This window comes from Pseudomonas sp. BIC9C (genome assembly GCF_034541995.1).
Taxonomy (GTDB): domain Bacteria; phylum Pseudomonadota; class Gammaproteobacteria; order Pseudomonadales; family Pseudomonadaceae; genus Aquipseudomonas; species Aquipseudomonas fluorescens_CC.
This window is the reverse complement of the sequence record NZ_JAWDGM010000003.1, coordinates 1-23014: the sequence shown is the minus strand read 5'-3', so window position 1 is coordinate 23014 and position 23014 is coordinate 1. Positions and strand designations below refer to the sequence as shown.

Annotated in this window: 22 protein-coding genes, 1 tRNA gene and 1 pseudogene; 6 read left to right on the top strand and 18 right to left on the bottom strand. The window is 58.5% G+C overall.

What is annotated here, in order from left to right; translation table 11 throughout:
* Nucleotides 1–6 precede the first annotated feature (6 nt).
* From rlmN to trmJ, 12 genes are all read right to left on the bottom strand, one after another.
* The gene (gene rlmN, locus RS887_RS14730) at nt 7–1155 is read right to left on the bottom strand and encodes a 23S rRNA (adenine(2503)-C(2))-methyltransferase RlmN (protein WP_008020261.1); all 1149 of its coding nucleotides are present in this window, start codon (nt 1153–1155) and stop codon (nt 7–9) included.
* Between the two features lie 28 nt (nt 1156–1183).
* Nucleotides 1184–1609 (bottom strand): nucleoside-diphosphate kinase, encoded by a 426-nt coding sequence (gene ndk, locus RS887_RS14725; protein ID WP_007903599.1) that lies wholly within the window; start codon nt 1607–1609, stop codon nt 1184–1186.
* A 92-nt stretch (nt 1610–1701) separates the two neighbouring features.
* Complete coding sequence (gene iscX / locus RS887_RS14720) at nt 1702–1902, bottom strand: Fe-S cluster assembly protein IscX (protein WP_007941386.1); 201 nt, start codon at nt 1900–1902, stop codon at nt 1702–1704.
* 14 nt (nt 1903–1916) lie between these two features.
* A complete protein-coding gene (gene fdx, locus RS887_RS14715) occupies nt 1917–2258 on the bottom strand; it encodes an ISC system 2Fe-2S type ferredoxin (protein ID WP_085715824.1) in 342 nt (113 codons plus the stop codon).
* Nucleotides 2259–2260: 2 nt separating this feature from the next.
* Nucleotides 2261–4123 carry a Fe-S protein assembly chaperone HscA gene (gene hscA, locus RS887_RS14710; RefSeq protein ID WP_322615936.1) on the bottom strand — a complete coding sequence of 621 codons (1863 nt, stop codon included), beginning with the start codon at nt 4121–4123 and terminating at the stop codon, nt 2261–2263.
* 51 nt (nt 4124–4174) lie between these two features.
* Nucleotides 4175–4696, bottom strand: coding sequence for a co-chaperone HscB (hscB, locus tag RS887_RS14705; protein ID WP_085715826.1), 522 nt, complete (start codon nt 4694–4696; stop codon nt 4175–4177).
* 8 nt (nt 4697–4704) lie between these two features.
* Nucleotides 4705–5028 carry an iron-sulfur cluster assembly protein IscA gene (gene iscA / locus RS887_RS14700; RefSeq protein WP_003227904.1) on the bottom strand — a complete coding sequence of 108 codons (324 nt, stop codon included), beginning with the start codon at nt 5026–5028 and terminating at the stop codon, nt 4705–4707.
* 34 nt (nt 5029–5062) lie between these two features.
* Nucleotides 5063–5449 carry a Fe-S cluster assembly scaffold IscU gene (iscU, locus tag RS887_RS14695; RefSeq protein WP_007982746.1) on the bottom strand — a complete coding sequence of 129 codons (387 nt, stop codon included), beginning with the start codon at nt 5447–5449 and terminating at the stop codon, nt 5063–5065.
* A 101-nt stretch (nt 5450–5550) separates the two neighbouring features.
* A complete protein-coding gene (locus RS887_RS14690) occupies nt 5551–6765 on the bottom strand; it encodes an IscS subfamily cysteine desulfurase (RefSeq protein WP_322615935.1) in 1215 nt (404 codons plus the stop codon).
* Between the two features lie 50 nt (nt 6766–6815).
* Nucleotides 6816–7307 (bottom strand): Fe-S cluster assembly transcriptional regulator IscR, encoded by a 492-nt coding sequence (iscR, locus tag RS887_RS14685; protein WP_007982741.1) that lies wholly within the window; start codon nt 7305–7307, stop codon nt 6816–6818.
* Nucleotides 7308–7490: 183 nt separating this feature from the next.
* Nucleotides 7491–8267 carry a serine O-acetyltransferase gene (gene cysE / locus RS887_RS14680; RefSeq protein WP_322616343.1) on the bottom strand — a complete coding sequence of 259 codons (777 nt, stop codon included), beginning with the start codon at nt 8265–8267 and terminating at the stop codon, nt 7491–7493.
* A gap of 2 nt (nt 8268–8269) precedes the next feature.
* Nucleotides 8270–9040 (bottom strand): tRNA (cytosine(32)/uridine(32)-2'-O)-methyltransferase TrmJ, encoded by a 771-nt coding sequence (gene trmJ, locus RS887_RS14675; protein WP_322615934.1) that lies wholly within the window; start codon nt 9038–9040, stop codon nt 8270–8272.
* Nucleotides 9041–9186: 146 nt separating this feature from the next.
* Between trmJ and suhB the strand changes: the two genes are divergently transcribed.
* The gene (suhB, locus tag RS887_RS14670; protein ID WP_007982736.1) at nt 9187–10005 is read left to right on the top strand and encodes an inositol-phosphate phosphatase; all 819 of its coding nucleotides are present in this window, start codon (nt 9187–9189) and stop codon (nt 10003–10005) included.
* Between the two features lie 378 nt (nt 10006–10383).
* Here the strand turns inward: suhB and RS887_RS14665 are convergent, their stop codons facing one another.
* The 6 genes from RS887_RS14665 to queA all read right to left on the bottom strand — a co-directional run bounded on the left by RS887_RS14665 (nt 10384) and on the right by queA (nt 16482).
* A complete protein-coding gene (locus RS887_RS14665) occupies nt 10384–10932 on the bottom strand; it encodes a glycine zipper 2TM domain-containing protein (RefSeq protein WP_111281114.1) in 549 nt (182 codons plus the stop codon).
* 134 nt (nt 10933–11066) lie between these two features.
* On the bottom strand, nt 11067–11981 hold the full coding sequence (gene secF, locus RS887_RS14660) for a protein translocase subunit SecF (RefSeq protein ID WP_322615933.1): 915 nt from the start codon (nt 11979–11981) through the stop codon (nt 11067–11069).
* 9 nt (nt 11982–11990) lie between these two features.
* Complete coding sequence (gene secD, locus RS887_RS14655) at nt 11991–13859, bottom strand: protein translocase subunit SecD (protein WP_322615932.1); 1869 nt, start codon at nt 13857–13859, stop codon at nt 11991–11993.
* Nucleotides 13860–13923: 64 nt separating this feature from the next.
* Complete coding sequence (yajC, locus tag RS887_RS14650) at nt 13924–14259, bottom strand: preprotein translocase subunit YajC (protein ID WP_007956696.1); 336 nt, start codon at nt 14257–14259, stop codon at nt 13924–13926.
* A gap of 43 nt (nt 14260–14302) precedes the next feature.
* Nucleotides 14303–15418, bottom strand: coding sequence for a tRNA guanosine(34) transglycosylase Tgt (gene tgt, locus RS887_RS14645; protein ID WP_162130437.1), 1116 nt, complete (start codon nt 15416–15418; stop codon nt 14303–14305).
* A gap of 14 nt (nt 15419–15432) precedes the next feature.
* Nucleotides 15433–16482, bottom strand: coding sequence for a tRNA preQ1(34) S-adenosylmethionine ribosyltransferase-isomerase QueA (queA, locus tag RS887_RS14640; protein WP_322615931.1), 1050 nt, complete (start codon nt 16480–16482; stop codon nt 15433–15435).
* A gap of 107 nt (nt 16483–16589) precedes the next feature.
* Between queA and RS887_RS14635 the strand changes: the two genes are divergently transcribed.
* The 5 genes and pseudogenes from RS887_RS14635 (at nt 16590) to RS887_RS14615 (ending at nt 22883) form a co-directional block, all read left to right on the top strand.
* Nucleotides 16590–16674, top strand: a tRNA-Leu gene (locus RS887_RS14635).
* A gap of 163 nt (nt 16675–16837) precedes the next feature.
* Complete coding sequence (locus RS887_RS14630; RefSeq protein WP_057398557.1) at nt 16838–18157, top strand: tyrosine-type recombinase/integrase; 1320 nt, start codon at nt 16838–16840, stop codon at nt 18155–18157.
* Nucleotides 18158–19062: 905 nt separating this feature from the next.
* Nucleotides 19063–20043: an integrase domain-containing protein gene (locus RS887_RS14625; RefSeq protein ID WP_322615930.1), complete on the top strand. Its 981-nt coding sequence runs from the start codon at nt 19063–19065 to the stop codon at nt 20041–20043.
* Nucleotides 20040–20315, top strand: coding sequence for a hypothetical protein (locus RS887_RS14620; RefSeq protein WP_322615929.1), 276 nt, complete (start codon nt 20040–20042; stop codon nt 20313–20315). Before RS887_RS14625 ends, RS887_RS14620 begins: the two co-directional genes overlap by 4 nt.
* 196 nt (nt 20316–20511) lie before the next feature.
* Nucleotides 20512–22883, top strand: a pseudogene (locus RS887_RS14615) (TOTE conflict system archaeo-eukaryotic primase domain-containing protein).
* Nucleotides 22884–23014: the final 131 nt, after the last annotated feature.

Here is a 23014-nt window from a genome sequence, read left to right as displayed (position 1 = left end):
CCTCTCTTAGTTGTTGTTCGCAGCGCCCGAAGCAACATCGCTGTCGGCGCTCAATTCACGCACGGCGATATAACGTTCGCTGCGACGGGTGCGATCCAGCACCTGCCCTACCAATTGACCACAGGCCGCGTCGATGTCTTCACCACGGGTGGTGCGGACGGTGACGTTGAAACCGGCATGATGGAGCTGATCCTGGAAACGACGAATGGCGTTGTTGCTCGGACGCTCGTACCCGGAATGCGGGAACGGGTTGAACGGGATCAGGTTGATCTTGCACGGGATGTTCTTGAGCAGCTCGATCATTTCCACGGCGTGCTCAACCTTGTCGTTGACGTCCTTGAGCAAGGTGTACTCGATGGTCAGCACACGCTTTTCGCCCAGGGACGACATGTAGCGCTGGCACGACTCGAGCAGCATCTTAAGCGGATACTTCTTGTTGATCGGCACCAATTGGTTACGCAATGCGTCATTCGGTGCGTGCAGGGACAACGCCAGGGAGACGTCGATGTGCTTGGAGAGCTCATCGATCATCGGCACCACGCCGGAGGTCGACAGGGTCACACGGCGCTTGGAAATGCCATAGCCCAGGTCGTCCATCATCAAATGCATGGCCGCGACGACGTTATCGAAGTTCAGCAGCGGCTCACCCATGCCCATCATCACCACGTTGGTGATGGCACGGTCGACGGTTGCCGGGACGCTGCCAAAGGATTTGTTGGCAATCCACACCTGGCCGATGACTTCGGCGGCGGTGAGGTTGCTGTTGAAGCCTTGCTTGCCGGTGGAGCAGAAACTGCAATCCAGGGCACAGCCTGCCTGGGACGAAACGCACAAGGTGCCGCGCTTGCCCTGGGGAATGTACACGGTCTCGACGCAGCTGCCGGACGCCACGCGCACCACCCATTTGCGGGTGCCGTCGCTGGAGATGTCCTCGCTGACCACTTCCGGACCACGGACCTCAGCAACAGCCTTGAGCTTTTCGCGCAAGGCCTTGCTGACGTTCGTCATGGCATCGAAATCATCGACACCAAAGTGGTGAATCCATTTCATTACCTGACCGGCACGGAAACGCTTCTCCCCGATTGAGTCGAAGAATTTTTCCATTTCCAGCTGAGTCAGACCCAGCAGGTTAGTTTTTACAGTCGATGTAGTCATGGATTCACCTTCACTCTTAAGCCAATGCTTAGCGAGTGGTTACTTCAGTAGCTGCGAAGAAGTACGAGATTTCGCGAGCGGCAGCGGCTTCGGAGTCCGAACCGTGTACGGCGTTGGCGTCGATGGAGTCAGCGAAGTCAGCGCGGATGGTGCCGGCAGCAGCTTCTTTAGGGTTGGTAGCGCCCATCAGCTCACGGTTCAGAGCGATAGCGTTTTCGCCTTCCAGAACCTGAACGACAACCGGACCGGAGATCATGAAAGCAACCAGGTCGTTGAAGAAACCACGAGCGCTGTGCTCAGCGTAGAAGCCTTCGGCTTCGGCTTTGGACAGTTGCTTCAGTTTCGAAGCTACAACGCGCAGGCCTGCTTTTTCGAAACGGGTGGTGATCTCGCCGATCACGTTTTTAGCAACGGCGTCAGGCTTGATGATGGAGAAAGTACGTTGAACAGCCATGGTGTAACTCCAGAAACGGTAATTTACGAAAAATTAAACCCGCGAATTATACGCGGGTTCTTTGGTATTGCCTAACTGCGTACGGTGCAGACTCAGTCTGCTTCTTCGATCCAGGCGGCCTGAATGGCTTCAAGCACCTTCTCGCCACCGCGGGTCGGATCATCACTGAACTCCGGCAATGCCAGCACCCACTGGTGCAAATCGACGAAGTTCACGTAACGCGGGTCCACATCCGGCTTTGACTCAGCCAACTGGATCGCGATTTCCAGCACATCAACCCATTTCAGGCTCATGAAAGCTCCTTGAATCAGTGCGGCGCTTCGGCTGCATGGTTGAGCGAGTATTTGGGAATTTCAACGGTCAGGTCTTCAGTCCCGACCTTCGCCTGACAACCCAGGCGCGACTGAGCTTCCAGCCCCCAAGCCTTGTCAAGATAGTCTTCTTCCAGCTCATCGGCCTCTTCCAGCGAGTCGAAACCCTCGCGGATGATGCAGTGGCAAGTGGTGCAGGCGCAGACGCCGCCACAGGCACTTTCCATCTCGATATGGTGTTCGTGAGCCAGTTCGAGGATGGACGTACCGGTCTCAGCCTCCACAACCATGCCTTCGGGGCAGAACTTCTCGTGTGGCAGAAAAATGACCTGCGGCATCGTTATTCCTCAATCTCATTCAGGTTGCGCCCCGCCAGCGCGGCTTTCACCGTCGAGTCCAGGCGGCGGGCAGCAAAGGCGTCGGTCACTTGCGACAGACGCTTGGTCTGCTGCTCGATGGCATAACCATCGGTACCTTTCATCAGTTCGGTCAATTCCTGCACTTGCAGCTCGATGACCATGCGCTCATCGGCGTCGAGCAGACGCTCGCCATCAGCCTCCAGAGCAGCCTGCACCGCTTCGATCAGGCGCTGGGCGTCGACCTGCTGCTCGCGCAGCACGCGGGCAACCTTGTCGTCATTGGCGTGCTGGAACGAGTCCTTGAGCATTTTGGCGATTTCGCCGTCAGTCAGGCCGTAGGACGGCTTGACCTGAATGCTGGCTTCGACGCCCGAACCCAGTTCGCGGGCCGAAACGCTCAGCAGACCGTCGGCATCGACCTGGAAGGTCACGCGAATCTTCGCCGCGCCGGCCACCATCGCTGGAATGCCGCGCAATTCGAAGCGTGCCAGGGAGCGGCAGTCGCTGATCAGCTCGCGCTCGCCCTGCAATACGTGGATGGCCATGGCCGACTGGCCGTCTTTATAAGTGGTGAAGTCCTGGGCGCGGGCGACGGGGATGGTGGTGTTGCGCGGAATCACCTTCTCCATCAAGCCGCCCATGGTCTCCAGACCCAGGGACAGCGGAATCACGTCCAGCAACAGCAGTTCGCTACCGTCACGCTTGTTGCCCGCCAGGGTATCGGCCTGGATCGCAGCACCAATGGCCACCACTTGATCCGGGTCGATTTCAGTCAGCGGCTGGCGACCGAAGGCTTCAGCGACGGCATCGCGAACACGAGGAACGCGAGTCGAACCACCGACCATGACCACGGCGTGCACGTCTTCCAGCTCGATAGCGGAATCACGCACCGCACGACGGCAGGCTTTCAGGCTGCGGGCGACCATCGGCTCGATCAGTGCATTGAAGGCTTCGCGGCTCAGCTCGGCTTTCCAGGCGCCATAAGCGACTTCAACCGATGCAGCGTTGGTCAGGGCTTCCTTGGCGACACAGGCGGTTTGCAGCAAGTTGCGTTGCGCACCCGGATCGAGGTCGGCGGACAGGCCGGCGCTCTCGATAATCCAGCCGGCGATCGCGTGGTCGAAGTCATCGCCGCCCAGGGCGCTGTCGCCGCCGGTAGCCAGGACTTCGAACACACCGCCGGTCAGGCGCAGAATCGAAATATCGAAGGTGCCGCCGCCCAGGTCATAAATGGCGACCAGACCTTCGGCATGCTGGTCCAGACCGTAAGCCACCGCCGCCGCGGTCGGCTCGTTGAGCAAACGCAGCACATTCAGGCCGGCCAGCTTGGCCGCATCCTTGGTGGCTTGACGCTGGGCGTCGTCGAAATAGGCCGGAACGGTAATGACCGCACCTACCAATTCACCACCGAGGGTGGCTTCGGCACGCTGGCGCAGGACCTTGAGGATGTCCGCCGAGACTTCGACCGGGCTTTTCGGGCCCTGGATCGTCTCGATGAACGGCATGTGCGATTCGCCATCGACAAAGCGGTACGGCAATTGCTCGCCCAATTGCTTGACGTCGGACAGACCACGACCCATCAAGCGCTTGACCGACAGCACGGTGTTCAAGGGATCGGTAGCGGCGGCCAGCTTGGCGGATTCGCCAACCTCGACGCGATCGGCGTGATAGCGCACGGCGGACGGCAGGATGACCCGCCCGTCGGCATCGGCCAGAGGCTCGGAAAGACCACTGCGCAACGCAGCGACCAGCGAATTGGTAGTGCCCAAGTCGATCCCCACAGCCAGACGACGCTGGTGCGGTTGAGGACTTTGGCCGGGTTCGGCGATCTGCAGTAGGGCCATCGTTATCAGGACTTATCTGTATATCAGGCGTGCGACCGGAGCGGCACTGGGTTAATCGTCGAGGCGCTCTTCTAACTGGCGCACTTCGTAAGTGAGCTTGTCGAGGAACTGCATGCGCCGCATCAGGCGTTCGGCCTGCTCACGTTGCGCTGCATCATTCCAACAGGCTGCGAAACTGTCGTTCAGTTTTTCCTGAGCAACTTTCAGGCGGCGCTTGAACACGGCAACACCCGCCAGATCGGCACTGTCTTGCAGGTCTTCGAGCTCTTCGCGCAGCTCCATCTGTTGCAGAAGAAACTCCGGATCATGCACCGTGACCTCCAGCGGCAGCTCGCCACCATTCAAGGCGAGCAGGTAACGCGCGCGCTTGGGGGGACTCTTGAGCGTCTGATAGGCCTCGTTGAGGCTCGCGGATTGCTCTAGCGCCAGCCGCTGCTCACGCTCGGAGGCGTCAGCAAAGCGGTCAGGGTGAACGCTGCGCGCCAACTCACGGTAGCGCGTAGCCAGCTGATCGAGATCCAGATTGAAACCCGGTTGCAGCTCGAATAAAGCGAAATGACAAGGAGTACCCACGACAAGCCTCAGATGTTGAAGCTTTCGCCGCAGCCACATTCACCGCGTACGTTGGGGTTGTTGAACTTGAAGCCTTCGTTCAACCCTTCCTTGACGAAATCGAGCTCGGTGCCGTCCAGGTAGGCCAGGCTTTTCGGGTCGATGATCACTTTTTCGCCGTGACTTTCGAACACCTGGTCCTCTGCAACCACCTCGTCGACAAACTCCAGCACGTAGGCAAGGCCGGAACAGCCCGTGGTGCGAACACCCAGACGAATCCCTTCACCTTTGCCGCGCCCGTCGAGGGAGCGCCGCACGTGTCGAGCAGCCGCTTCTGTCATGCTGATAGCCATCGGTGACTCCTTACTCGTCGCCAAATCTTGAAAGTCAGATCAAGCCTTTCTTCTGCTTGTAGTCGCGAACAGCCGCCTTGATGGCGTCTTCAGCGAGTACCGAGCAGTGAATTTTCACTGGCGGCAGGGCCAGTTCTTCAGCCAGCTGGGTGTTCTTGATGGTTTCCGCTTCGTCCAGGGTCTTGCCCTTCATCCACTCGGTGGCGAGGGAGCTGGAAGCGATAGCCGAACCGCAGCCGTAGGTCTTGAACTTGGCATCTTCGATGATGCCGGCGTCGTTGACCTTGATCTGCAGGCGCATCACGTCGCCGCACGCCGGAGCGCCGACCATGCCGGTGCCGACATCAGGATCTTCCGCGTCCATCTTGCCGACGTTGCGCGGGTTTTCGTAGTGGTCGATGACCTTTTCGCTGTAAGACATGATTCTCAATCCTCACTCATCAGGGCCGCTCTTGAGGCCCTGCAGTTACGCTGCGTCTATCGCCGCGTTGCTACAGGACCTGTATCCGGCGGCTTCTATAGTTAGTGTGCCGCCCACTCGATCTTCGAGATATCGACACCGTCTTTGTACATGTCCCACAGCGGCGACAGAGCTCGCAGCTTGATAACGGCCTCACAGACTTTCTGCGCGGCGTAGTCGATTTCTTCTTCGGTGGTGAAGCGGCCGAAGGTGAAACGGATCGAACTGTGGGCCAGTTCGTCGTTGCGGCCCAGGGCGCGCAGCACGTACGAAGGCTCAAGCGACGCCGAGGTGCAGGCCGAACCGGACGATACCGCCAGATCCTTGAGCGCCATGATCAGCGACTCGCCTTCAACGTAGTTGAAGCTCAGGTTCAGGTTGTGCGGAACGCGGGAAGTCATGCTGCCGTTGACGTACAGCTCTTCCAGGTGCTCGACCTGCTTGAAGAAACGGTCGCTCAGGGCCTTGATGCGCGCGTTCTCGGCAGCCATGTCTTCCTTGGCTACGCGGAAGGCTTCACCCATGCCGACGATCTGGTGGGTCGCCAGGGTGCCGGAACGCATGCCGCGCTCGTGACCGCCGCCGTGCATGGTCGCTTCGATGCGCACGCGTGGCTTGCGGCTCACGTACAGCGCGCCGATGCCTTTAGGGCCGTAGGTTTTGTGAGCCGAGAACGACATCAGGTCGACTTTCAGCTTCTGCAGGTCGATGTCGACCTTGCCGGTGGACTGAGCGGCGTCAACGTGGAACAGGATGCCTCTGGCGCGGGTCAGCTCGCCGATGGCCGCGATGTCGTTGACGGTGCCGATTTCGTTGTTCACGTGCATGACCGAAACCAGGATGGTGTCGTCACGCAGCTCAGCTTCGATCATCTCTGGAGTAACCAGACCATCGGTGCGAGGCTCGATGTAAGTCACTTCGAAACCTTCACGTTCCAGTTGGCGCATGGTGTCGAGGACAGCTTTGTGCTCAATCTTGGTGGTGATCAGGTGCTTGCCCTTGGTGGCATAGAAATGCGCCGCACCCTTGATTGCCAGGTTGTCGGATTCGGTGGCACCGGAGGTCCAGACGATTTCGCGCGGGTCGGCGTTGACCAGGTCGGCGACCTGACGACGGGCGTTTTCGACGGACTCTTCGGCTTTCCAGCCGAACACGTGGGAACGGGACGCCGGGTTACCGAAGTTTCCGTCGACCAGCAGGCATTCACTCATTTTTTGCGCAACACGCGGATCAACCGGGGTGGTCGCAGAGTAATCAAGGTAAATCGGCAATTTCATGGACTATCTCCTAAATCAGGCTGGCTGGCGTGCCGCTAGCTCTTTGGCTGTCATTCGACGGCGGACGCTTCAATCTTGTCCAGGCGTGGCACCTTGCTGTTGCAACGGCGCTGGTCCTGACGCTGGGCTACTTCTTGCACCTCACGGCGAGTCACAAGGTCAGCCAAGCTGATACCGCTCAGAAATTCGTGAATCTGCAGGCTCAGATCGCACCACAAGTGGTGAGTCAGGCAAGTGTCGCCGGAATGGCAATCACCCTGCCCCTGGCATTTGGTGGCATCAACCGATTCGTTCACCGCATCGATCACCTGGGCGACCTGGATGCCCTGCATGTCGCGGGACAATTGGTAACCACCACCCGGACCACGCACGCTGGACACCAGGTTGCTGCGGCGCAGCTTGGCGAAAAGCTGTTCGAGGTAGGACAGGGAGATGCCTTGGCGCTCGGAGATATCGGCCAGGGACACGGGCCCGTGCTGCGCGTGCAACGCCAGGTCAAGCATGGCGGTCACGGCGTATCGGCCTTTTGTAGTCAGTCGCATGGACAATTACCACGGAGTTCGGAATGAAGCGAGTATGCAATTCCCGAGTATTTAAGTCAACTATAAGACCTAGTGCTTTAGTCAGGTTTACCCGCAAAGAGCGGGCGCATCATAGCAGGGTCTGCGGCCTAATGGCACACCGCTTAGCGCTGTGCCATTGCCTGAATACGACCTGCAAAAAGATCAGCTGGCCTGACTCTGATCCTTGTCCTTCACACAGGCAAAGTCTTCTTCGCGCAGCTCAGGCAGATCTTTCGCACAGTAGTTACTGCCCAGATCCTTCAACGCCCCGCACATGCCCTCCAGACGACCATCAACCGCCTGCAGATGGTCGAGCAATTGATTGATGGCACGCGCCACCGGGTCCGGCATGTCTTCGCTGAGGCCATAGGCATCAAAACCGATCTTCTCGGCCATGGCCTTGCGCTTGGCGTCCTGCTCGACATCGGACTTGACGATTATCCGCCCCGGAATACCCACCACAGTGGCGCCCGGCGGCACTTCCTTGGTCACGACAGCATTGGAACCCACCTTGGCCCCGGCACCGACAGTGAACGGGCCGAGCACCTTCGCACCCGCCCCGACCACTACGCCATCGCCCAAGGTCGGGTGACGCTTGCCCTTGTTCCAGCTGGTGCCGCCCAGGGTCACGCCCTGATAGATAGTCACGTCATCGCCAATCTCGGCGGTTTCACCGATGACGATGCCCATGCCATGGTCGATGAAGAAACGACGACCGACCTTGGCGCCCGGATGAATCTCGATCCCGGTCAACCAGCGACCGAAGTTCGACACCAGCCGCGCCAGCCATTTCAGGTCCGCACGCCACAGGGCCGCCGACAAACGGTGAATCCAGATGGCGTGCATGCCCGGGTAGCAAGTCAGGACTTCAAAAGCGTTACGCGCCGCCGGGTCTCGATGGAATACGCTCTGGATATCTTCACGCAAACGCTCAAACATCATTAATCCTTCCGCTTTAGAAGCTCACCACGGGCCGCTTTCTGGGTTTCCGTGAGGATGCCACGCAAAATATTCATTTCCGCCCGGCTGACCGAGCTGCGTCCGTACAACCGGCGCAGGCGCGCCATCAAGTGCCGTGGCTTTTCCGGATCGAGGAATTCGATGGCCACCAAGGTCTGCTCCAGGTGTTCATAGAATCGCTCCAGTTCATCCATGGTCGCCAGCTCGGTGCTTTTGACCGAAGCCACTTCTTCCTTTTCGACCTTGCTTGGCTGGCCTTGGGCCGCCAGCCAGGACATGCGCACTTCATAACTCAACACCTGCACCGCCGCCCCCAGGTTCAGCGAGCTGAACTCAGGGTCGGATGGGATGTGCACGTGATAGTGACATCGCTGCAGCTCTTCGTTGGTCAGGCCGGAATCTTCACGACCGAACACCAGGGCGATTTCCGCCCCCTGCCCGGCTTCCTCGACCACTTTCGCGCCGCATTCGCGGGGATCGAGCAGCGGCCAGGGAATCCGCCGGTCGCGGGCGCTGGTGCCGAGCACCAGATTGCAGCCGACCAGGGCCTCTTCCAAGGTGGCGACGACTTGCGCGTTTTCAAGGATGTCACCGGCACCGGAAGCACGGGCATCGGCCTCGTGGTGCGGGAACAGACGAGGTTCGACCAGCACCAGCCGCGACAGCCCCATGTTCTTCATGGCGCGCGCAGTCCCGCCGATATTGCCCGGATGGCTGGTATTGACCAGGACGACACGAATGTTTTGCAGCAAGGGAGGCGCTCTCGAACACGATAATCGGGAGCGGAATCTTACAGCGCCTACTACCGTTAAGCCACGAAAGCGAACGTCGTCCTTCTCCTGTAGAAACTTTCTGATAGAATGCCCGGCTTTCTTTAACAACCTTAGGTGACACATCCATGCAGCCCATGCTGAATATCGCGCTGCGCGCCGCCCGCAGCGCCAGTGAATTGATCTTCCGCTCCATCGAGCGCCTGGATACCATCAAGGTCGACGAAAAAGACGCCAAGGATTACGTATCCGAGGTGGATCGCGCCGCTGAACAGAAAATCATCGACGCGCTGCGCAAGGCTTACCCGAACCACTCGATCATGGGTGAAGAAACCGGCATGCACGCCGGCACCGGCATCGAAGGCGAAGAGTACCTGTGGATCATCGATCCGCTGGACGGCACCACCAACTTCCTGCGCGGCATTCCTCACTTCGCTGTCAGCATCGCCTGCAAATACCGTGGCCGCCTGGAACACGCCGTTGTTCTGGACCCGGTTCGCCAGGAAGAATTCACCGCCAGCCGTGGTCGCGGCGCTCAACTGAACGGTCGTCGCCTGCGCGTCAGCGGTCGCACCAGCCTCGACGGCGCCCTGCTGGGTACCGGCTTCCCGTTCCGTGACGACCAGATGGACAACCTCGACAACTACCTGGGCATGTTCCGCGCCCTGGTTGGCCAGACTGCCGGCATCCGCCGCGCAGGTTCCGCGAGCCTGGACCTGGCCTACGTGGCCGCCGGCCGTTTCGACGCTTTCTGGGAATCGGGCCTGTCCGAGTGGGACATGGCCGCAGGCGCCCTGCTGATCCAGGAAGCAGGCGGCCTGGTGAGCGACTTCACCGGCGGTCACGACTTCCTTGAAAAAGGCCACGTCGTTGCCGGCAACACCAAATGCTTCAAGGCAGTCCTGACGGCGATCCAGCCGCACCTGCCGGCCTCGCTGAAGCGCTAAGCGCCCAGCGACAGAAAAAGCACCTTTCGAGGTGCTTTTTTTATGCCTGAAAATCCGTCTTTGCCAATTTTGTAGGGGCGAGCTTGCTCGCGATGGTCGCTAACGATAACGCGCACTTACTGGATAAACGTGGTGTCCTGGCGTTTTTCGCGAGCAAGCTCGCTCCTACAGACCTGAAAATCCATCTTTGCCAATTCTGTAGGAGCGAGCCTGCTCGCGATGGTCACTAACGATAACCCGTGCCTTCTGGATTAACGCGGTGCCCTGGCGTTTTTCGCGAGCAAGCTCGCTCCTACAGAAGATCTGCGGCGACTCCTAATTCCCGGGCACAAAAAAGCACCCCGAAGGGTGCTTCCTTTGAATCTCAAACCTGAGTACTTAGCGATTCCGCTCGTTCTCCGACAGGATCAGCTTGCCTTCCTTGTCGACCGGAATCTGGTTACCCGGATCACGATCCATGCGCACCTTGCCTTCCTTGCCATCCAGCGAATAACGAACGTCGTAACCTACGACCTTGTCGCTGATGTCATTCACCGTATTACAACGGGTCTGGGTCGTGGTGTAGGTATCACGCTCCTGCATGCCTTCCTGCACCTTGTTGCCGGCGTAACCACCGCCAACAGCACCCGCGACCGTGGCGATCTTCTTGCCGTTACCGCCACCGATCTGGTTACCCAGTAATCCACCCGCCAATGCACCGACCACCGTACCGGCGATCTGATGTTGATCTTTCACCGGCGCCTGCCGGGTGACCGTTACATCCTTGCACACTTCACGTGGAGTCTTGATTTGCGTCTTGACCGGCTCAACGGCGAGTACTTGCGCGTACTCAGGGCCGCTTTTAACCAGGCTGTAGGTGGCCACAGCACCCCCGGCAGTTACACCGACAGCACCCAGTACAGCACCAACCAACATCGACTTGTTCACATGAACCTCCTGACCATCACATGCGGGATAAACCCGCGCTTCTCCCAGCCTTGGAGCACAAAAAAAGGCGCGAGTTCAACTCGCGCCTTTTTCGGACTACATCGCTGGAAGACCGCTCTGGACTGGAGAGCCCTTCAAGGACGGTCGTCGACTTCCTTCTCGGTATTGGCAGGAGGAATCAGGTCCTCGGTGCTCAGGTTCAGCCAGATCAGCACCACGTTAGCGATGTAGATCGACGAGTAAGTACCCGCCAGGACACCGATGAACAGGGCAATCGAGAAGCCGAACAGGTTGTCGCCACCAAAGAACAGCAAAGCCGCGATCGCCAGCAAGGTGGAGATCGAGGTCGCCATGGTCCGCAGCAGGGTTTGCGTGGTCGAGATATTGATGTTCTCGATCAGGTTGGCCTTGCGCAGTACACGGAAGTTCTCGCGAACCCGGTCGAATACCACGATGGTGTCGTTGAGCGAGTAGCCGATGATCGCCAGCACCGCCGCCAGCACCGTCAGGTCGAAGGTGATCTGGAAGAACGACAGGATACCGACGGTCACGATCACGTCGTGGATCAGGGACACGATCGCACCGACCGCAAACTTCCACTGAAAGCGGAACGCCAGATAGATCAGGATGCCGCCCAGCGCCATCAGCATGCCGAGGCCGCCCTGGTCGCGCAGTTCTTCACCCACCTGCGGGCCGACGAACTCGACGCGCTTGACCGTCGCCGGGTTCTCACCGCCGACCTTTTGCAGGGCTTCAGCCACCTGGTGACCCAGTTGCGGGTCTTCGCCAGGCATGCGCACCAGCAGATCGGTGGTCGCACCGAAGTTCTGCACGACGGCTTCGTGATAGCCCGCGGTCACCAGCTGCTCACGCACCTTGGTGACATCGGCCGGACGCTCGTAGGTCAGCTCGATGAGCGTACCGCCGGTGAAGTCCAGGCCCCAGTTCATGCCCTTGTGGAACACACTGAATATTGCCAGTGCGGTAAGGAACAATGTGACGCCGAACGCAAAGTTGCGGACGCCCATGAAGTTGATTGTACGTAACATGGCAGCCCCTTAAATCCACAACTTCTTGAAGTCACGACCGCCGAAGATCAGGTTGACCATCGCGCGGGTCACCATGATGGCCGTGAACATCGAGGTAAAGATCCCGAGGGACATGGTCACTGCGAAGCCCTTGACCGGACCTGTGCCCATGGCAAACAGGATGCCGCCCACCAACAGAGTGGTCAGGTTGGCGTCGAGAATCGCGGTGAACGCCCGGCCGAAGCCTTCGTTGATTGCGCGCTGCACGGTCATGCCGGCGGCGATCTCTTCACGGATCCGCGAGAAGATCAGCACGTTGGCGTCAACCGCCATACCCATGGTCAACACGATACCGGCGATACCCGGCAGGGTCAGCGTTGCACCCAGCAGCGACATCAGGGCCAGCAGCATCACCATGTTCACCGCCAGCGCGACGGTGGCGATGAGGCCGAAGAAGCGGTAGATGGCCATGATGAACAGCGAGACGAACAGCATGCCCCACAACGATGCATCGATACCTTTGGTGATGTTGTCGGCACCCAGGCTCGGGCCGATGGTGCGTTCTTCAGCAAAGTACATCGGCGCCGCCAGACCACCGGCACGCAGCAGCAGCGCCAGCTCGGAGGACTCGCCCTGGCCATTCAGGCCGGTAATGCGGAATTGAGCACCCAGCGGCGACTGGATGGTCGCCAGGCTGATGATCTTCTTCTCTTCCTTGAAGGTCTGAACCGGCACGTCTTTCTCGACGCCGTTGACCACTTGCTTGACGTAAGTGGTAACCGGACGCTGCTCGATGAAGATCACCGCCATGCTGCGACCGACGTTCGAACGGGTCGCACGGCTCATCAGCTCGCCGCCGTGGCCATCCAGACGGATGTTCACTTCCGGCGTGCCATGCTCGCCGAAGCCAGCCTTGGCGTCAGTCACCTGGTCACCGGTGATGATCAGGCCACGCTCGATCAGCGCCGGAGGACGCTTGCCTTCACGGAACTCGAATTCCTCGGAAGTGGCTTTCGAAGCACCAGGCTCAGCGGCCAGGCGGAACTCCAGGTTGGCCGTCTTGCCGAGGATACGCTTGGCTTCGGCGGTGTCTTGCACGCCCGGCAGCTCAACCACGATGCGGTTGGCGCCCTGACGCTGAACGATCGGTTCGGCAACACCCAGCTCGTTGACGCGGTTACGTACCGTGGTCAGGTTCTGCTTGATGGAGTATTCGCGGATTTCCGCCAGCTTGGCCGGGGTCATCGCCAGACGCAGCACCGGTTGACCATTGAGGTCGGCCGGAACAATGTCGAAATCGTTGAAGTTCTTGCGGATGATGGTACGAGCCTGTTCGCGGGTCGCTTCATCGGTGAAACCCAGCTGAATGGCACCGCCCAACTGCGGCAGGCTGCGATAGCGCAGCTTCTCTTTACGCAACAGGCTCTTGACGTCGCCTTCGTAGACTTTCAGGCGTGCATCGAGGGCTTTTTCCATGTCCACTTCCAGCAGGAAGTGCACACCACCGGACAAGTCCAGGCCCAGCTTCATCGGGTGCGCAGCGAGGTTGCGCAGCCATTGCGGGGTGGTTTGTGCCAGGTTCAGTGCGACGACGTAGTCATCACCCAACGCCTTGCGTACAACGTCCTTGGCCGGCAGCTGATCTTCAGCCTTGGTCAGGCGAATCAGACCGCCCTTGCCGTTGGCGGCCAGGGTGGCAGCCTTGACGTTGATTCCGGATTCCTTGAGCGCAGTGCTTACACGATCCAGATCAGCCTGATTGACCAGCAGCGCAGTGCTTGCACCGCTGACCTGAATGGCCGGGTCATCAGGGTAAAGATTGGGAGCGGAATAAATCAGACCGACCGCCAGCACCGCCAGGATCAGAATGTATTTCCACAGAGGATATTTGTTCAGCATCACGCCGCCCGTTTATGACGCGGGGCGCCTTGCGCGCCCCTTCGATTGAATATGAAGTTGAAACTTAGATCGCTTTCAGCGTGCCTTTTGGCAGCGTGGCGGCGATGGCGCCTTTCTGGAATTTCATTTCGACGGTGTCGGAAACTTCCAGAACGACGAAATCGTCGGCCACTTTAGTGATCTTGCCGGCGATGCCGCCGGTGGTCACAACTTCGTCGCCTTTTTGCAGGCTGCTCAGCAGGTTTTTCTGCTCTTTGGCGCGCTTGGCCTGTGGACGCCAGATCATCAGGTAGAAGATGACCAGGAAGCCGACCAGGAAAATCCACTCAAAGCCGCCGCCCATAGGGGCTGCAGCAGGTGCTGCAGCGTCTGCCATGGCATTAGAGATAAAAAAGCTCATTTAGCACTCCAGTTGCAAATGTTGAATCTTGGGGTCAGAAAACTCAGTCCAAAGGCGGCACGGGAAGCCCGCGTTTGGCGTAGAAGGCATCGACAAAGGCGGCCAATGTACCCTGTTGAATAGCCTCGCGCAAACCAGCCATAAGCACTTGATAATGGCGCAAGTTATGGATGGTATTGAGCATGCTTCCCAGCATTTCGCCGCACTTGTCCAGGTGATGCAGGTAAGCGCGGGAGAAGTTCTGGCAGGTATAGCAATCGCAGGTCGGATCGAGCGGCGAATCATCATGGCGATGGAACGCGTTTCGGATCTTGATCACGCCTGTGTCAATGAACAGATGCCCGTTGCGGGCATTACGGGTTGGCATCACGCAATCGAACATGTCCACTCCGCGGCGCACACCCTCAACCAGATCTTCCGGTTTGCCAACGCCCATAAGGTAACGAGGTTTGTCAGCCGGCATCTGGCCCGGCAGATAATCCAGCACCTTGATCATTTCGTGCTTGGGCTCGCCCACCGACAGACCGCCGATGGCCAGGCCGTCGAAGCCGATCTTGTCCAGGCCTTCCAGGGAGCGCATGCGCAGGTCCTGGTGCATGCCGCCCTGAACGATGCCGAACAGCGCCGCCGTATTGTCGGCGTGGGCGTTTTTCGAGCGCTGGGCCCAACGCAGCGACAACTCCATCGATACGCGGGCGACGTCTTCATCGGCCGGGTACGGCGTGCATTCGTCGAAAATCATCACGATGTCGGAACCCAGGTCACGCTGGACCTGCATCGACTCTTCCGGCCCCATGAACACCTTGGCGCCGTCGACCGGCGAGGCAAAGGTCACGCCCTCCTCCTTGATCTTGCGCATGGCGCCCAGGCTGAACACCTGGAAACCACCGGAGTCGGTCAGGATCGGGCCTTTCCACTTCATGAAATCGTGCAGGTCGCCGTGCTTCTTGATCACTTCCGTGCCCGGACGCAGCCACAGGTGGAAGGTGTTGCCCAGAATGATTTCAGCGCCAGTCGCCTCGATATCCCGCGGCAGCATGCCCTTGACCGTGCCGTAGGTGCCCACCGGCATGAAGGCCGGGGTCTCGACGGTACCGCGCGGAAAGGTCAGGCGACCACGACGAGCCTTGCCATCGGTGGCAAGCAGCTCAAACGACATACGACATTGGCGACTCATTCTGTTTCCTCGGGGCCACGTGGTGCGGGGTTACGGGTGATAAACATCGCATCACCGTAGCTGAAAAAGCGGTATTCGTTGTCGACGGCGGCTTTATAGGCGGCCATGGTCTCGGGATAACCGGCGAACGCCGAGACCAGCATCAACAAGGTGGATTCAGGCAAATGGAAGTTGGTGACCAGGGCATCGACCACATGAAACGGCCGGCCCGGGTAGATAAAGATGTCGGTATCACCGCTGAACGGCTTGAGCACGCCATCGCGGGCGGCGCTTTCCAGGGAACGCACGCTGGTGGTCCCCACGGCCACCACACGACCACCGCGCGCGCGACAGGCGGCAACTGCATCCACCACGTCCTGGCCGACTTCCAGCCACTCGCTGTGCATGTGGTGGTCTTCGATCTTCTCCACGCGCACCGGCTGGAAGGTGCCAGCGCCAACGTGCAGGGTCACGAACGCCGTCTCGACGCCCTTCGCGGCAATCGCCTCCAGCAGCACCTGATCGAAATGCAGCCCCGCCGTCGGCGCCGCCACCGCGCCCAAACGCTCGGCGTAGACGGTCTGGTAACGCTCGCGGTCCGCGCCCTCGTCCGGGCGGTCTATATAAGGAGGCAACGGCATGTGCCCGACGCGGTCGAGCAGCGGCAACACCTCTTCGGCAAACCCCAGCTCGAACAACGCATCGTGACGCGCCAGCATCTCGGCCTCGCCACCGCCGTCGATCAGGATCTTCGACCCCGGTTTCGGTGACTTGCTGGAGCGCACATGGGCCAGCACGCGATGACTGTCCAGCACCCGCTCCACCAGGATTTCCAGCTTGCCGCCGGAAGCCTTCTGGCCAAACAGCCGCGCCGGAATCACCCGGGTATTGTTGAACACCATCAAGTCGCCAGGGCGCAAATGCTCCAGCAAATCAGTGAATTGACGGTGTGCCAGGGCGCCGCTGACCCCATCCAGGGTCAACAGGCGACTACCGCGACGCTCGGCCAAAGGATGGCGAGCAATCAGCGAATCAGGGAGCTCGAAAGTAAAGTCAGCAACGCGCATGATGGGGTTCGTCTAGCAGGGCCGGGAAGTCTAGCGGAAATATCAAAAATTCTCCATGTACCTGATTGACCAGCGGTATTCACCTCTCTATACTTCGCCGCCATTGAGCCCTGATGGCGGAATTGGTAGACGCGGCGGATTCAAAATCCGTTTTCGAAAGGAGTGGGAGTTCGAGTCTCCCTCGGGGCACCATTTGCAGTACATAGACGACTACCAACGTCTACGCAACACCTCTAGAGCCCGCTAACTGCGGGCTTTTTGGTCTCTGGGGTTCCATCCCCGTCCCTTGCAAGCCAGCCTCTTTTTGGTACATTTTCTGTACAGATTCCAGTTCGAGAACCGGAGGTGTACAGCCATGCCCCTCACCGCCTTGCAAGTCAAAGCGTCCAAGCCTACCGACAAGCAATACACATTGGGTGATAGTTCGGGTCTTGCCCTTTTGGTTCAGCCGAACGGGCGCAAGTACTGGCATTTCCGCTATACGTACCTTGGTCGGCCGGCGCGGGTGTCGCTTGGTGTCTATCCGAGCATCTCCTTGCAGGAGGCTCGTGAACGGGCTGCTGAATGCCGGAAGCTGCTCAAGGACGACATCAACCCTGGCGCCAAGCGGCGGGATGACAAGCAGCAGCAACGGGAGGCTGGGCTCAACACCTTCAGGCGAGCTACGGAGTACTGGTATCAGTTCAAGGCCGACTCCGGCCGCAGCCATGCGACGCTAAAGAAGATTCGCGACTACCTCGACAAGGATCTGCTACCGGCACTCGGCGAGATGCAGCTGGAGCACATCACTCGCGCCGACTGCGCGAAGTTGCAGGCCAGCATCGAAAAGCGTGGGGCGTTCAATGTGGCAGACAAGGCTCGGACCTGGCTCAAGCAGATTTTCAGTCAGGCGATTGCGCGGGGGTTGTGCGAACACAATCCGGCTTCAGAACTTCATGCCATCGCGTTGGTGCCGCCTCCCCCTGAGCACTATCCGCATTTGCGTGAAAGCGAGCTGCCGGAATTTCTTCAGGCGCTGAGTAAGACCACCAGCCGGTTGCCGTCGAGGATTGCTTCGTGGATGGCAATACTGACGGCGAGCCGACCCGGCATGGTTCGGTATGCGACGTGGGATGAAATCGATTTTGAAGAAGGGACGTGGACCATACCAGCTGAACGCATGAAGATGCGCCGGGACTATGTCAGCCCCCTGCCCCATCAACTGATCGCGATGCTGATCAAGCTGCACCAATGCACTGGGCGCAGCCGCTACCTGTTTCCGGGTAGTGGTGAGAAACGGCCCGTCATCAGCGAGAACACGATCAATCTGGTGTTTGCCAAGATTGGCTACAAAGGGCGGATGGTGAGCCATGGCGTTCGCCACACCGCGAGCACGCTGCTGCGCGAACATGGGTGGCTGAAGGATCATGTTGAAAGCCAACTGGCGCATGTCGAGGGCGGCATTGCTGGGGAGTACAACCAAGCGCTGTACCTGACACAACGGCGGATCATGATGCAGTGGTATGCCGATTATCTCGATGCGCTCAGGGTTGGGATTACGGCGAGCCTGCGGGATCAGTTTGATACGCGGGTTAATCAGTTTCTGTCGCGCAAGTCTTCGGAGCTTCTCGGGGTCAACGCGGTCGATGGCGGCATCAGCGCCTTGGAAGATGAGCGTGGCGCATTCCAGCGCTAACACGCCAGTGAAATCTCCACAGCGTTGCCTTCCACGCGGGCCCTTCCAAGCAGGGCGGCAAAGCCGCCCTGCTTGGAAGGGCCTCACTTGAAAAACCTAAAAATCAGTGTAACCGTCTTCTAGAAACCACGGATTTCCATAGACGGCTTATGCCATTCGCAGCCGCAGAATTCCCGAAAACTCGAGCCTTGACCCTGTCTATCGGCGAGCGTAGAAAAGATCGTGCAAGCGCTGTCGTCGACAGCAACCCAGGTAGCCAGAACCTTTAAGGCTACGCCACGCGGTGGTGGTTCTCCCAAAGTGCGATTAGCGTCCGGCGGCTCGCACGGTCACAGCGATGTGATGGATGCCTACTTTTACCAGTGTGCCCACTGCGGCAACTCATCCCCTTTCATCGCTGCCCTGCAGCAACCTATCCACTTGGCCATTCCCGTGCGCCAACCTGCGCCCGTCTCTTTCTCCCGGAAAGAGACGGGCGCTCCTACTGCTGCAGCCCAACTCGTACAAGGCTTTGCGGCATTCCCCCTCGTGACAATCGGCGTGACAAACACCGAAGTCACCAGCAACAGCGATGCAGATGATGGTGCCGCAGCCCAAGGAATGGACTGCACCTGACTGACAGTCTGGCATGTCCCGGTCATCGCATTATTGCCTTCACCCGACTCAGGATCTCGCGGTGCTGGTCTCGTCAGCTAGCGCAGCCTCCACCCGCCCACTTCTGCGGAAGTGTTCAGGAGAGCCAGATCATGAGATGCCCAAACTCCCGGTCGTAAGGAGCCGCCAGTCCTGCGTTAGTGGACAACCCTCACAGGTCGCAGGGGCCTTGATCCCTGATAACACTCAGCATTCATGGCGGGATGACGTGGGGAAGGTTTTAAAGGTTTGGCTTCGAGAGGAGTTTGATCATGGCATTGGTCGGTAGACGGGACGGGCGGAACTTTGGCTATGGACGGCAACTGAGTTATGCCGGGCCACAGGCGCTACGTGATCTGTTTGGCGGCGGGCATTACGGGACGGTCAAAGCGTACAGTGATCGCTGGCAGGCGTTTGTGCGCTGGTGTCGGTCGGAGGATGGGCCAGGGTTTAACGATGCGCGGCAGATTGATCGGCAAACCTTGCTGGATTACGCCGGATATCTGCGTCACCAAGTTGAACAAGGCGAACTTGCCATCGCCACCGCGCAAAACCGATTGTCCAGCGTGAACCGAACCATGGCCGCGCTTCGCGGTGTTCTGAATGTGAAAGTACCGAGTCCGAGCAAGGCACTAGGAATGCAGCGCACCAGCGTTCGTTGCTCGGTGCCGCAAGGCCAAGATCGCGAACACGTGAAACGGATCGTCGACGTGCTTTGCGAACACCAGCAGCCGCGCGCCGCGGCCATCGTGCAGTTGGCGCGAGCCACTGGCATGCGCTTGCGCGAGGCCATTTTGGCCGACCTTCCCCGCCTAAAACGTGAAGCCGAACACTACGACAAGATCAACATCCAGGACGGCACCAAAGGTGGCCGCAGCGGCGCAACCGCGCCTCGTTGGATCAGGGTGGATGACCATATTCGCGAAGCGCTCAGGTACGCCGAACAGGTCTCACCCGACGGTAGCCGCAACCTGCTGGCACCGAACGAGAGCTACCTCGATTTCCAACGGGAAATCGTCCGTCCCGCCCGAGATATCCTCCATACGCACAACCTCAAAGGCTTCCACGAACTGCGTGCGGCTTATGCGTGCGAACGCTATGAGCAGATCACCCATCACCTAGCACCCATTAACGAGGGCAGATGCAGGCGCCTCGATCCACGCCTTGATCGAGAGGCACGCTTACAAATCAGCTATGAGCTGGGACATGGTCGAATCGACGTGGTATCGGCGTATATCGGTGGTCGGGTATGAATAAACCATTCGATATGGAGATCTTCTTGGCTGGGGTGCTGACTGGAGCACATACCACACGCGAACGTCACATCCGCCAGGCCAAGACTATTCAAGCAGCCATTTCTGAATGCTGGAACCGAGATAATCCATGGACATGGCAAAGAAAACATCTCGTTTGGTTTTTGAACGACCACATGAACTCAAACTCGAAATCGGCGCGCTACTACTACCTGCTGACTACAAACCTGATCACTCTGCGCCTAGGAAAATCCTGGAACTTTCCACGCTAGCCGAATGCCAGCAACTGCGCGCTCTGTATCCCTCACCGGCAGATTGAGCCAGCCAACGATTTGATTGGGACTAGGGCGGACCTCTTGAGCTCCTGAACCGAACCTCTGTTGTTTGTTAACCTCTATGTTTTACTGATGGACTGAGGGTTGTAGCTCGAGGCTACAGGCTTCACCTGAGACGTAGAGGCTGAAGGCGGTGATAGACACTAGTCTGGTGGCGAAGCTAAGGGCTGAGAATGCAAGATTGGTTGCCTTGCTGGATGCTCATGGCATCGAATGGCGCCCGCCTGCTGAGCCAGTCAAAATAGCGATTGTCCAAGCAGAGCAATCACAGCAACTCGATACTGAAGGAAAGCTTGCCCTATTCCGAAGCTTGTTTCGTGGCAGGACGGACGTTTATCCCATCCGCTGGGAAAGCAAGGCAGGCAAATCAGGATACGCACCCGCTTGCGCAAACGAATGGAGGCCTGGCGTTTGTGAGAAGCCCCGAATTAAATGTGGCGACTGCGGTAACCGACAGCTGCTTCCGCTGACCGATGAGGTGGTCTATCGCCATCTGGCGGGCGAAGTGGTCGTTGGTATCTACCCCCTACTCTCTGATGACACTTGTTATTTTTTGGCGGTCGACTTCGATGAGGCCGAATGGCGTGATGATTCCAAAGCTTTTGTGCAGTCATGCCATGAGCTGAACGTCCCGGTGGCGCTGGAAATATCGCGCTCAGGCCAAGGGGCTCATGGCTGGATTTTCTTTGAGCGTAATGTTCCTGCCTGCGATGCGCGCCGCCTCGGTGCCGCAATCATCAGTCATGCCTGTGAGCGCACCCGGCAGTTGGCGCTCAGCTCCTATGATCGACTGTTTCCGAACCAGGACTATATGCCCAAAGGCGGCTTTGGAAATCTCATCGCGCTCCCTTTACAAAAGCGCGCCCGGGCCCAAAACAATAGCGTTTTTGTAGACGACTCGCTTGAGCCTCATCCTGATCAATGGGCCTTCCTGGCATCGATTCAGCGCATGAGCCCAGAAGATATCCAGCCCGTTATTATCCAGGCGATGGGTAATCGGGACCCTCTAGGGGTCGCCTATGTCGATGACGAAGGTGATGCAGAACCCTGGAAAGATCGTGAATCGAGATCACGTAAATTGACATGCCCGTTGCCTGCTGCTGTCAACATCACGCTGGCTAACTTAATTTACTTTGAAAAGTCGGAATTGCCACAGCCATTGGCAAACCAGCTTGCCCGTCTCGCTGCCTTTCAAAATCCCGAGTTCTACAAAGCTCAGGCCATGCGCATGTCAGTATGGAATAAGCCAAGGATTATCGGCTGCGCCCAGAACTTCCCCAAACATATTGCGTTACCACGTGGCTGTTTGGATGCTGCGCTGGAGCTTTTAGAGGATAACGGGGTTACCCCTATTCTTAAAGACGAACGCTTCGCGGGCGACCCCATCGACGTGAGCTTTCTCGGGACCCTGCGTTCTGACCAAGAGGCTGCTGTCAGCGCAATGCTAAGTCATGACACCGGTATCCTCTGCGCACCGACAGCTTTCGGTAAAACGGTGAGTGCTGCTGCGTTGATTGCCGCACGTGGCATTAACACGTTGGTGCTTGTGCATCGGACGGAGCTGTTAAGGCAGTGGCAAGAGCGCTTGCAGGCGTTCTTGGGAGTCGGGAATGGTGTCGTTGGTACTCTTGGGGGCGGAAAAGCGAAGCTTACAGGCATCATCGACATTGCCGTAATGCAGTCGTTATCGCGAAAAGGCGAGATCAGCGATCAGGTAAAAAACTACGGCCAGATCATCGTTGATGAGTGTCATCACCTATCAGCAGTGTCATTCGAGGCACTACTGAGGAGTGCGACCGCGCGGTACGTACTGGGACTCACAGCAACCCCAGTGCGCCGAGATGGGCAGCAGCCCATTATTTTCATGCAGTGCGGACCGATCCGACATTCTGCGCCTCGACCAGCGAGTGCGCCCCATGACCTATCTGTCGTGCCTCGATTGCTGCCCAAACCAATAGTGGTCCCCGACGGCTTTGGGATTCAGGACATTTTTCGGCGTCTAGCCGACGACTCTGAGCGGACAGCCAAAATCGTCTCGGAGATTGAGCTGGCGTACAACGAGGGTAGAAAAATTCTAGTGCTAACGGAGCGGACGGAACATGTGGATGCCCTTGAATTAGAATTGAAGCAGCGCGTGCATAACCTGTTCACGCTTCATGGGCGAGTGCCTAAGAAACAGCGCATTTCCCGTATGCATGAGCTTGAGTCCCTTCCCCCTGATGCTCCACGAGTGCTGTTGGCACAGGAAAACTAGTAGGTGAAGGCTTCGATCATCCGCCGTTGGACACGCTGGTGCTGGCAATGCCCATCTCATGGAAGGGAATCCTTCAGCAATATGCGGGACGGTTGCATCGGTCGCATGCCGATAAGGTCGACGTGCGAGTGATCGACTTCGTTGACGGGGGTAATGTCGCACTGCTGAGGATGTGGGATAAGCGCCAGGCGGGTTACAAAGCGATGGGCTACCGTATGGCTGATTCCATGGTCACCATGGACCTACTCTAACGTGGTTGACGGTCAACCTCCGTACCAGTCTCAGGATGCTTTTTTTCAAGGACAAACAAAACCCCTATCTGTATGCGCAGATAGGGGTTTCGGAATTTAATCTTGACGATGACCTACTCTCACATGGGGAA